General features: G+C 52.3%; 11 protein-coding genes. 4 read left to right on the top strand and 7 right to left on the bottom strand.

Features of this window, described 5'->3' with window-relative positions; all coding sequences use genetic code 11:
* Positions 1–373 precede the first annotated feature (373 nt).
* Genes QZP87_RS00795 through QZP87_RS00780 form a run of 4 tightly spaced genes read left to right on the top strand, consistent with a single transcriptional unit; the run spans position 374 to position 2,901 of the window.
* Positions 374–1,438, top strand: coding sequence for an aminopeptidase P family protein (locus tag QZP87_RS00795; protein ID WP_291321022.1), 1,065 nt, complete (start codon positions 374–376; stop codon positions 1,436–1,438).
* On the top strand, positions 1,435–1,686 hold the full coding sequence (locus QZP87_RS00790; RefSeq protein WP_291321021.1) for a DUF4911 domain-containing protein: 252 nt from the start codon (positions 1,435–1,437) through the stop codon (positions 1,684–1,686). Before QZP87_RS00795 ends, QZP87_RS00790 begins: the two co-directional genes overlap by 4 nt.
* Positions 1,676–2,146, top strand: coding sequence for a hypothetical protein (locus tag QZP87_RS00785; protein WP_291321020.1), 471 nt, complete (start codon positions 1,676–1,678; stop codon positions 2,144–2,146). The genes QZP87_RS00790 and QZP87_RS00785 overlap by 11 nt, the downstream gene beginning before the upstream one ends.
* On the top strand, positions 2,143–2,901 hold the full coding sequence (locus QZP87_RS00780; protein WP_291321019.1) for a cyclic nucleotide-binding domain-containing protein: 759 nt from the start codon (positions 2,143–2,145) through the stop codon (positions 2,899–2,901). The genes QZP87_RS00785 and QZP87_RS00780 overlap by 4 nt, the downstream gene beginning before the upstream one ends.
* Positions 2,902–2,957: 56 nt before the next feature.
* Here the strand turns inward: QZP87_RS00780 and QZP87_RS00775 are convergent, their stop codons facing one another.
* The 7 genes from QZP87_RS00775 to purF all read right to left on the bottom strand — a co-directional run bounded on the left by QZP87_RS00775 (position 2,958) and on the right by purF (position 10,635).
* Positions 2,958–3,788, bottom strand: coding sequence for a TatD family hydrolase (locus QZP87_RS00775; protein ID WP_291321018.1), 831 nt, complete (start codon positions 3,786–3,788; stop codon positions 2,958–2,960).
* Between the two features lie 3 nt (positions 3,789–3,791).
* On the bottom strand, positions 3,792–3,992 hold the full coding sequence (locus QZP87_RS00770) for a Trm112 family protein (protein ID WP_291321017.1): 201 nt from the start codon (positions 3,990–3,992) through the stop codon (positions 3,792–3,794).
* Positions 3,989–4,978 (bottom strand): hypothetical protein, encoded by a 990-nt coding sequence (locus QZP87_RS00765; protein ID WP_291321016.1) that lies wholly within the window; start codon positions 4,976–4,978, stop codon positions 3,989–3,991. The genes QZP87_RS00770 and QZP87_RS00765 overlap by 4 nt, the downstream gene beginning before the upstream one ends.
* Position 4,979: 1 nt before the next feature.
* Entirely contained in the window at positions 4,980–7,364 is a 2,385-nt protein-coding gene (locus tag QZP87_RS00760; protein WP_291321015.1) for a PBP1A family penicillin-binding protein, read from the bottom strand.
* Between the two features lie 37 nt (positions 7,365–7,401).
* Positions 7,402–7,920 (bottom strand): zinc/iron-chelating domain-containing protein, encoded by a 519-nt coding sequence (locus QZP87_RS00755; protein ID WP_291321014.1) that lies wholly within the window; start codon positions 7,918–7,920, stop codon positions 7,402–7,404.
* A complete protein-coding gene (locus tag QZP87_RS00750) occupies positions 7,917–8,900 on the bottom strand; it encodes a KpsF/GutQ family sugar-phosphate isomerase (protein WP_291321013.1) in 984 nt (327 codons plus the stop codon). Before QZP87_RS00750 ends, QZP87_RS00755 begins: the two co-directional genes overlap by 4 nt.
* Before the next feature lie 349 nt (positions 8,901–9,249).
* Complete coding sequence (gene purF, locus QZP87_RS00745) at positions 9,250–10,635, bottom strand: amidophosphoribosyltransferase (protein WP_291321012.1); 1,386 nt, start codon at positions 10,633–10,635, stop codon at positions 9,250–9,252.
* Positions 10,636–10,932 lie beyond the last annotated feature (297 nt).

The raw sequence follows: 10,932 nt of genomic DNA, 5'->3' as shown, positions 1-10,932 counted from the left end.
AGATCACACCCAGTGAAATCCGCTGCGCTGAGACTTCGTCTATTTCACCGGGCAGGCAGATTGACACAGATAAAAGAGATTGAAGAAGCATGTTTTTTCCTTGCGGGAATAAGAACCCGCAGGGAAAAGGCATCAGCCGCTTGCGCGGCGGGGGGAGCACCTGAGCTTAGTGTCCAAAAATGAAACAGTCCCACTGCCAAGCGCTGAACCCCTGCCATGGCTAAAATTTTTCTTGTTTTTTGTAACAGGTTTTCGGGAATAAGTCTAAACTGTTGCGTATAAGTTTCGCTGTAATGTTAACAGTTAACTGATAACTGATAACTATTAACTCTCAAGTGATATGTTTCAGCACAAAATGATACGGAGATGCAATATGCAAGAGAGCCGCGCCCTGCGCAGGCAAAAGCTGAAAATGAATATGGCTGAAAAAGAAGTAGAGGCCATTATCATTACAAGCCCCGCAAACCGCTATTACCTCAGCGGTTTTGAGCTGCACGACCCCCAATGCAATGAAAGCGCAGGGTATCTTTTGATTACCCCGGACAGGGATTATCTCTTAACTGACCCCAGATACCTGGAGGAAGGCAAAGAGTTTTTTTCTGATGAGGATATTTTTATCTACACCAGGGACAAGTTCAAACAGATCCAGGGATATTTAAAGAAAATCGGCGTAGTTATGCTTGGTTTTGAGCCGCAATGGATGAATTATGAGTATTATACGGCATTGAGCCAGGAATTTGAAATGGTTCCTGTCAAGGGGCTGGTTGAGGATCTGCGTTTTCTGAAGGATGCCAGGGAACTGGAGCTTCTCAGAAAGTCATGCAGCCTGAATCACAAGGTTTTTGCCCGGATTGAGGAAATGCTTTGTCCGGGTCTGCTGGAAAAGGATATTGCCTGGGAGGCTGAAAAGTTGTTCCGGGAAGAAGGCGCCAGCGAACTGGGTTTTTCAACTATAGTAGCTGCCGGGGAGCGCTCGGCTCTGCCGCATGCTTCTCCCGGGTCCAAAGTGCTTGAGAAAGGCATGCCGCTATTGGTGGACATGGGTTGCAGGTATCAGGATTATTGTTCTGACCAGTCCCGTACATTCTGGGTTGGGCCCGGGGAAGATGTTTTTTTCCGCCAGACCAGGGATCTGGTGCGTCAAGCCCAGGATCTGGTGATAGAATGGATAGCCCCGGGCAAGCCCATCAGCGAGGCCTACAAGAGGGTGAAAACTTATTTTGCGGAGCATGGGGTGGACGGTTATTTCACCCACTCCCTGGGACACGGCATCGGCCTGGAGACACACGAGGCTCCAAGCCTTGGACCCGATACAAAAGGTGAGTTCGTCCCGGGCATGGTGGTCACGGTGGAGCCCGGTCTTTACTATGCAGGCTGGGGCGGGGTGCGCTGGGAATACATGGTGCTCATTACAGACAATGGGGTTGAGATCCTGTGAACAAGGCTCAACTGTTTTCCAGGCGGGTATATGTGCAGCTTAAGAGAAGCGATATTGCTCTTTTCAAGTTTTTACTTGAGTCTGTGGACAATCTGGCTTATATGAGTGTTGTGGATAAATACAGAGCCGTGGTGCAGCTGGTATGTGCTCCAGAGGGGGAAACCGGGCTGGATGAATTTCTGGGTGCCGCGGGTTGGGAAATTAACCTGCAAGTGGTCTATAGAGGTGTAACGGGTAATGAAGAATAGATTACAACTCATGAAAGCTGATGAAACCAAAGGTGTTAAGCCGGGTCAGAAATATTTATATTATTTAATACCTGTATTGCTGGCCGTCTCCTTTGTATGTATGGGTATGGGTGGTGCTACCGGCGATCCCTTTGGTGCTGGACCCAGAGACTCCGAAAGGTTTTTCAGGGCAAAAGTGGTGGATCATTCGAATAAAAGCTTTGAAGTGCAGGGCCTGTTCGTGGATGGCTCAACTTATCTCCCTGCCCGGGTCGGTTCCGCAAAGGCTGAAGTTGATTTCGGAAAAATCCGTACCGCCCGTTTTTATTCCCAGAATGACAGGGTGCTGGCCAGGCTGACCCTGGTGGGCCAGGAAGAAATGGATTTTTACATCCAGCCCGGAACAATATTCCGGGGCATGACCGACTGGGGGACAGTTTCATTTCGAGCGGACGAAATCAAGGAAATCAGCTTTAAATGATTCCCGGCAATGTTAATATAAAGGAGCAGGACGTCAGGGTCTTAAACATCGCCGGAGATACCGACATTTTTGTGCAGGGTGAGCCGGCGGATCATTTTTATATACTTCTTTACGGCAATGTCGAGCTTCTGCGTGGGGGGCACAGGGTCCTGCACCTTGGTGCCGGCACTGTTCTGGGGACTGAAACCCTGCTCAAGCCGGGCCGGGGATATCTTTATACCGCCAGAGCCAGGGGGGAGGTCCGGGTGGCCAGGCATGGCTACCAGGAGTTTCTGGACCAGGCCGTGTCAGGGACATTGCTTCTTCGGCGGGTGCTGGATACCCATATAAAAGAGATTGAAAACCTGTGGATTCGGCTGGAATCCCTGCTGAAAGAAGATCAGGACTACTATTTTCCGGGAGGAATAAGATCCTGTTCCCCTGGGGAATGGGTGATCCATGAAGGGGACCAGGACGATGCCATTTACCGGATAGTATCCTCTGAACAGGGGCTGGAGGTGGTCAAAGAGGATAAAGTACTGGCTTTGCTTAGAGAACCCGGGGATTTTTTCGGAGAGATGGCGGCTATCCTGGGGGAGGCCAGGACCGCCGGCGTAAGGTCCGTGGGGGAGTCAATCCTGGAGGTTTATCCTGGAGACCGGCTGAATCAGATGATAGCCGATTACCCTGGTATGTCCTCCCGTATCATAAACAACCTGGCCCGACGTCTGGCGAGCACTACTAAAAAGCTGGCCGGTACTCCGGGTGATATTTGAGCAACGACTTGCCTGCCTTGATACAAAGCTGCGCCTGCAAAGGGACAAAAGGATTTTTAGTCAGTCCGGCTGACCCCGAATAATCCACGGCAGTTGTCCCCGCAGATCTGCCAGAGTTCCCCAGGGTCCATCCCCTTTGAGTGTGCCGCTTCCATAGCGGTAAACACCAGTAGAGCGGGTTCATTTTTTTTGCCTCTGTATGGTTCAGGAGCAATAAACGGGCAATCGGTTTCCAGCAGGAGCCTGTCTATCGGTATTTCCTTGACAACCTCTCTTAAAAGGCTGTTTCCGGCGAAGGTGATACTGCCGGGTATGGAAATGTGCCAGCCATTTCGCAGTATTTCCCTGGCCGTTTCCAGGTCCTGGCCGAAACAGTGCCACAAAAGCTTGCGATCCTTCAATCCCATAGCCTTGAGTATTTGCAGGGTATCGACTGCAGCCTCCCGGGAATGTATCACCACCGGGAGATCCAGATCCCTGGCCAGCTCCAGCTGGGTCAAAAAGGCTTTTTTCTGCTCCCTGGGGGTGCTTTTGTTGTAGTAAAAATCCAGCCCGGTTTCTCCAACGGCCTTGATGCGCGGGTCGCTGCGGGCCAGGGAATAAATCTTCTGGGCTGTGGCGGTATCCAGTCCAGAGGCCTCGTGAGGGTGGATTCCCAGGATAAAAAAGACACCGGTCCCGGCACTGAAATATTCATGGCCTTTTGCATAAGCCCCGGGCCCCAGAAAGACCTGGCCCAGGGTGCTTACCCCGCACTGCCGGGCTTTATCCAGGACCTGGTCCAATTCACCGGAAAAGGTTTCAAAGTCCAGGTGCGCGTGACTGTCGGCACCTCCAGGCGGCATTTCCATTTCCTGGGGCAGCGGCCTGTTCTTTTTTTTACCCATTTTTCAGTCCTTTGTCCTGATGCCTTTTTCCCACTCCCCACTGGGTATGGCCTCATGAATGAGCATGACCGGGATCTCTTCCCTGATGGGATATACCAGGGCGCACTGAACACATTGAAGACCTTCCTCCTCACCCACCAGGCTCAGATCGGACCTGCATTTGGGGCAGGCCAGGATCTGCAGCAGTTCTTTGTTCAGACTCATGTTTTTACCTCCTTGGCATCAGCTGGATGCAGGTAGCGGTGTACATATTTTGAGGGCAGGTAAGCCCATATTTTGAAAAGCAAAAAGACACACATAAGTGAAAACAGCAGCCTGGCCAGAAGAATTCCCGAGAGATCCGCACCCAGAAGCAGCATGAGCAGGGTATCTTCTATCAGGCTGTGGGCTATCCCCATCAGTGTCAGGGAAAAAAATACATCTTTTTGAGGGATTCCCCTGTTGCGTACTTCCCTTATGATCAGGGTCCCCCCGTATGCCAGCCCCATGGTCAGACCAACAATAGTTATGGAGGCCGCTTCTTTACCTATCCCAAGCAGTCTGAAAAGAGGGTTGAGCATCCAGATCAGAAGCCTGGTGAAATGAATGTAGTCCAGGAAACGAATGACAGTCACCAGGCCGATTATGATCAAGTAAATTGCACCCAGGTTGCGAAGCTGGGCCGTGACCCAGCCCCAGATCCCCTGGGGCTGCGGGTCAGGACGCCATACTATGGTATTTTCCCCCTGCAGCCAGCCGCCCCACTCATAAATGAAATTCAGGATAATGCCCAGGATTATGGCGCATCCTATCCTGAAGAGGGCCTGAAAAACTATTCTGGCACCGCATTTCTGGGCTATGCGCAGTTCTATGGGCAGGGCGTGGGCCATTAAAACGGCGGTAGATAATATGGTCACCTGGGCCACGGTGAGCTCAAAACTGACCGGCAGGGAGACAAAGACTATCATGGCGCTGTAGACATTATTGAGAATGGCCGTGGCCCAGACCAGACCCATGCTCCCGGGAAGCCCCATGAGATGCATCAACGGCTCAAGTACAGCCGCCAGGTAGGGTAAAAGCTGCAGTTCGTTGATTATCTTGACCAGGATTATGATGGGGACCATTATCTTCAACAGTCCCAGGAAAAGGCTGCTTGCCTCCCTGACAATTCCAGCAGGGACGGCCAAAAGACCAGTACAGGGGATGTTCACTTTAATAAATCTGCATCAAAAGGTCTTCTTCTGTAGATCCGCTGCGACCGGAGCTGTCTTCCCGGCTGGTTGCAGCCCTGGCGCTTTTCCTTGTGGGCTCTGTGCCGGCCTTGAAAGGCAGGAAGATGGTATTGTCCATGCCAGAAGGAGCCAGCAGTCCGGATTCTGCGTCTATCCTGGCTGTTACGATTCCAGGAGGACGCTGGAAGTCCTGAACCGGATAGTCGTCTTCCACCTGCTTGCGATAATCGACCCAGATGGGGGAGGCAGCTCTGGCGCCGGTCTCAAACCTGCCCATGGGCTCGGGATGGTCAAAGCCCACGTAAACCCCGGTGAGCAGGTAGGGGGAGTAGCCCAGATACCAGGCGTCTTTCTGCTGGTTGGTGGTCCCGGTTTTGCCTGCTACAGGCCTGCCCAGGACCCTGGCCCTCCATCCGGTGCCGTCGGCGACCACTTCCTGCAGCAGGTTGGTGATGATATAAGCATTCTCGTGGCTGATGGCCTCCACCGGCTGTGTATTGTTTTCATAAATAAGTTGACCCCAGGAGTCCGAGACAGAGATGATCAACCTGGGGACTACATAAGAACCATCCCTGGCAAAGGCGCTGAAGGCCTGACACATGTCTTCCAGAGTGATGGGGACTGAACCGAGGCTTATGGTCAGATCACTGGGAAATTCTTCCTGGATACCCAGGCTTCTGGATCTGTCAATCAGTTCATTGACCCCGAGGTTCTGGGCCACCCGGATGGTGACCAGATTTCTGGATTTGACCAGGGCATCCCTTATCAGCGTTGGGCCGTGAAAAACGCCTTCAAAATTGCTGGGTCTCCAACTGGTAAGAGTCTGGTGATCATCATAGACAAACGGGGCATCCAGAACAATGGAGGCCGAGGTGTAGCCATTATCCAGAGCAGCAGAGTAAACAATGGGCTTGAAAGCAGATCCGGGCTGTCTTCTGGCCTGGGTGGCCCGGTTGAAATGGCTCTGGTGAAAATTATACCCCCCGGCCAGGGCCAGCACATCACCTGTCCTGGGGTCCATGGAATAAACAGCCCCCTGAATCTCGGGCTTCTGTTCCAGGGCCAGTTCCCATATGCCGGTCCTGGTGTCCTCTTCTCCGTTTTTTTCTTGTGGCTGGGGCTTTTGCTGTAAAGAGGCCCAGACAATGTCCCCTGGTTCCAGAATTCGCGTGGCATCCCTTATTGCCCGTACCTCTTCCGGGGCCCTTGAAGGATCGGGCGTTCTGGCCCATTCCATGGTGGATACGTCTATACGTCCCTGGAAATCACCCAAGCGGACATCAGCTCCAGAAATCTGAACATCTGTTACCAGGACTTTAGTCCACTGACCCTTTGCCAGGTCTTCAGGATCCAGGATCTGCTGCATCAGAAAGCCCTGCTGCATTTCCGGCTCAATATTATCCAGGGGGCCTCTCCAGCCTCTTCTTTTGGCAGAGTCCTCCAGGCCCCGGCGCAGGGCATTCTGGGCGGCATCAAGGTGCTTGAAGCTGGTGGGGGTCTGGACCACCAGCCCACCCTCATACACCTTGTCTTCGCCGAACATGGCGATGAGGCGTCGGCGGACTTCTTCCAGGTAGTACGGGCCCACCTGCCAGGAAGGATCCGGCATGCGCTGCAGTTCCAGAGGCTCGGACACCGCTTCCTGATATTCTTCTTCATCTATCCAGCCCAGGTTAAGCATACGTGAAAGCACATACATCTGCCTGTGTCTTGCCCCCTGGGGATTGCGGTAGGGATTGAGCCTGGACGGGGCCTTGGGCAGGGCCGCCAGGAGAGCTGCCTCGGCCAGGTTCAGTTCCTGGGCGTGCTTGCCGAAGTACTCCCTGGAGGCGGCTTCCACGCCGTAAGCTCTGGAGCCCAGGAAGATCTGGTTCATGTAGATGGTCAGGATTTCATCCTTGGTCAGGTGGTTTTCCAGCCTGTAAGCCAGGATGGCTTCCTTGAGTTTGCGGGTGTAGCTGCGCTCCGGGGTGAGGAGCAGGGACTTGATGACCTGCTGGGTGATGGTGCTGCCTCCCTGTACAATCTCTCCGGCCTTGAAGTTCTGGATTGCGGCCCTGGCCACGCCCAGCATGGACACTCCCTCATGTTCGTAAAACCTGGCGTCTTCTGAAGCCAGGAAGGCCTTGACCGCCACCGGGGCAATCTCATCCAGGGAGACCAGGTAGCGCTTTTCCCGGTAAAACTGTCCCAGGACATCTCCGTCCCGGGTGAGGACTTTGGTTACCAGTGGCGGGTTATAGTCGGAAATGGTCCTGTAATCGGGCAGGTCATCAGCCACCCACTTGTAGAGACCAATACCCGCAGCAGTGGCTGCAAGGATCAGCACAAAGAATAATATTGAGAATATTTTCAGGTATTTCATTTTTGATGATAATTAACCCAGGTGTAAGGTTGAAGGATCAGTCATTCAGCCCCAGGTTCCGGAGCATGGAATAATAATCTGCCTGCAGGGCTGATACTTCCGCCCTGAAAAGCTTGAGCAGATTTTTTACTTCACGGGTCTCCTGCTGGGCCAGGCATTCACGGCTTGCCATATACCCAAGCCTGCCCCGGTAAAACCAGAAAGGAAAAAGACGGCAGTAAAAGGGCCGCATATGCCGTGGCAGGAGGCAGCCGTCATCCTGAAGCAATATACATTTACCATCTGATAACGTTTTCAGACGCAAATGACAAGTATCAGGTGTAAAAATTGATCTGGTTTTCTGGTAATGGTCCGGCAGCAGCCTGCCCATGGTGGAAATAAATTTTGCAGTGTTTGACTGCTCAACAAAAAAGTCTGAGTGCAGCAGATGGTTCTGGATGTTTTTTTGCTCCTGCCGGGACAAAGGAAAGCATAATTCTTCCAGGCCGGGTTTCAGGCGGCAGCAGGTGGGGTAGACCCGGCTGCATCTGAGACATATGTAGTCCTGTGTGGTCATGAGGAGAATTTGACTTTGCCCTTGCCCAAAAGGTCATGCAGATGCACCAGGCCTTTGATGTAATTTTCATGGTCCACGATGGGCAGTACGGTTATGGCCTTTTCCTCCATGACGTCCAGGACCGAGGCTGCTGACTGGCCTGGATTTGCGTGCACCGGTGAAGAGACCATGTGCTTGCCTGCCGGGTCGCTCAATCGCCATTCCTTGCGGCAGACCATGCGGCGGACGTCGCCGTCGGTTATTACCCCAGCCAGACTGTTTCCTCCTGAAGTAATAAAGACCACTCCGAAGCCGCACCGGTTCATTACCTCCAAAGCGTTTTCCAGGCTTTCATCTTCCCGGGCCAGGGGAAGGCCGCTGGTGTGCATCAGCCTGTGGATGCCCTGCCTGAGTCTTTGTCCCAGAAAGCCCCCTGGATGGTATTTCTGAAATTCCTTTTTGCCGAAATGTTTGCTCTGCATCAGAGCTATGGCCATGGCATCGCCCACTGCCAAAACGGCGGTAGTGCTGCTGGTGGGTGCCAGTCCCAGGGAGCATGCCTCCCGGGGGACCCTGACTCTGACAACTACGTCCGAGAGACGGGCCAGGGTGGAACCCGTATCAGCGGTCAGGGCAATAATTCTAATTCCCAGGGATCTGATGCTCTGCAGGATGGAATTAACTTCTTCGGTTTCTCCGCTGTTGGAGACGGCCAGAATCAGGTCTTCGCTTCTGAGCATGCCCATGTCCCCGTGGGCCCCTTCCACTGGATGCAGAAAAAAGGCCGGACTTCCGGTGCTGCTGAAGGTGGCTGCCATTTTACGTCCAATGAGACCCGACTTGCCTATCCCGGTGAGGACAATGCGTCCCGCACAAGCTGCCATTTCCTGCATGGCTGTGGAAAAGGAATCGTCAAGGTCGTCCCGGACAGCTTTGATGGCTTCCAGCTCTATATCCAGTACCTGTCGGGCCTTATTGAGCCAGTCGTTGTTGTTAGGCATATTTGTTTATAAAACTGATACCTTTTATTATTTACTCTGAATCCGTGCAAACAGGATCCGGAATTTGTCAAAAAGGCCGCAAAGACTCACTCCAAGGCAGACTAAATCAAAATCCCGGCCTTGCCTGATCTAATATACTGCAGGACATTCCAAAGTTTATATAAATTAAATCAGATGGTTAAAGGATTTTGATTAAGTCTGCCTAAGTCGCTCAGACAGTTTGCGGCCATTTTGTCAAACCCCGGATCCTGGAAGGACATAAGTCTAAATGGATATACTTCACGGATTCAGGATTTGCTCTCAAGAGGGTATGCTTTCTGCTGTAAGTCACAATTACATTGCCTTGTTTTTACCATTCCAGGCAAAGTTTATCACAATTGGGTGAAGGGGCGACCGGATAATTTCCTGTGAAGCAGGCCAGGCAAAATGATCTATGCTGGTTAAGAGAGGACAGAAGACCTTCAATGCTCAGGTAGTGCAGGGAATCCAGTCCAATAAAACTTGCTATGTCATCCAAGCTGTGGTTGGCCGCTATTAGTTCACCCCTGGAAGAAAAATCAATGCCATAGTAGCAGGGATGTCTGATGGGCGGGCAGCTGACCCGCATATGTATTTCCCCGGCTCCAAGTTCGCGCAACTTGTTGACCCTGGTGCGGATGGTCGTACCCCGGACAATGGAGTCTTCCACTATCAGAATTTTTTTGTCTTTGATCATGCTCCTTGCAGGGTTGAGCTTTACCCGGACCCCGAAATCACGCATGTCCTGGGAAGGCTGGATAAAAGTCCGGCCCACGTAATGATTCCGGATCATGGCCATTTCAAAGGGGATCCCTGATTCCCGGGCATAACCCACTGCAGCATATACTCCGGAGTCGGGAAAAGGCATGACATAGTCAGCTTCCACCGGAGCTTCCCTGGCCAATGCACGGCCCATTTGCTTGCGGGCATGATAGACTTCGTCATCAAAGACTATGGAGTCCGGACGGGCAAAATAGATTAATTCAAAAACACAGGGAGAGGGTTTCGTGGTTTCCGCAAAACTCATGCTGTTCAGTCGGCCATTTTCCACCACCACAATTTCCCCAGGCTGAACGCAGCGCAGGTATTCGGCTTCCAGGAGATCAAAGGCACAGGTTTCGGATGCAAAAACGTAGGAATCCCCAAGACGGCCGATGGACAAGGGCCTGAACCCGTTGGGGTCACGAACGGCTATAAGCTTGTCATTGGCCATTATCAGCAGGGTATAGGCACCTTTTACCTTCCCCAGGGCCATTTTAAGAGCATCTTCCACGGAGTTGCCGTTCATATGTTTGGAAATGAGGTGGACTATGATTTCGCTGTCCATGGTGGTCTGGAAAATCGAACCCTGTTGCTCCAGTTCCTGGCGGATTTCAGTGGTGTTCACCAGATTGCCGTTGTGGGAAATGGCCATGGAGATGTCCTTGAACCTGACCAGAAAGGGCTGGGCATTGCGCAGTAGAGAGGCCCCGGTGGTGGAGTACCTTAAATGCCCCACGGAAATGTTGCCCTTGAGCTGGTGCCCCAGGTGCTTTTCGCTGAAAACATCTCCAACCAGTCCCATACCTTTTTGTTCCCGGATCCTGCTGCCGTCCCAGGTGACGATGCCAGCACTTTCCTGGCCCCGGTGCTGCAGGGCGTACAGTCCAAAATAGGCCATTCTGGCTGCCTCGGGGTGATCATGGATTCCGAATAATCCGCAGTATTCCTTTTTCATGATGCATTCGCCATAATGGAGATCAGCAATCTGTCAACACGTTTTCATGGTATCTGTCAGCGCTTTGGATGTGGCATGTGGACTGGCTCTCCCCGCACTTATTTTTAGCTGATGTGAAGATCATTACAAAAAAAAGTGCGTTGGTGCCTGCCCCCTGCTTTCCTTGAAAGCGCTAACACTACAGCGAAACTTTTACAATAATATAAACTGTCTCAATTGGGGACAGGCACTTTTGCCGGTTGATATCTTGCACCTACTCTCAATAAACTGGCGGCAAAAGAGCCAGTCCCCGGAGTT

Source organism: Desulfonatronospira sp. (assembly GCA_003563255.1).
Lineage (GTDB): Bacteria > Desulfobacterota > Desulfovibrionia > Desulfovibrionales > Desulfonatronovibrionaceae > Desulfonatronospira.
The sequence above is the reverse complement of the archived record's forward strand: the minus strand, read 5'-3'. Positions and strand labels throughout refer to the sequence as shown.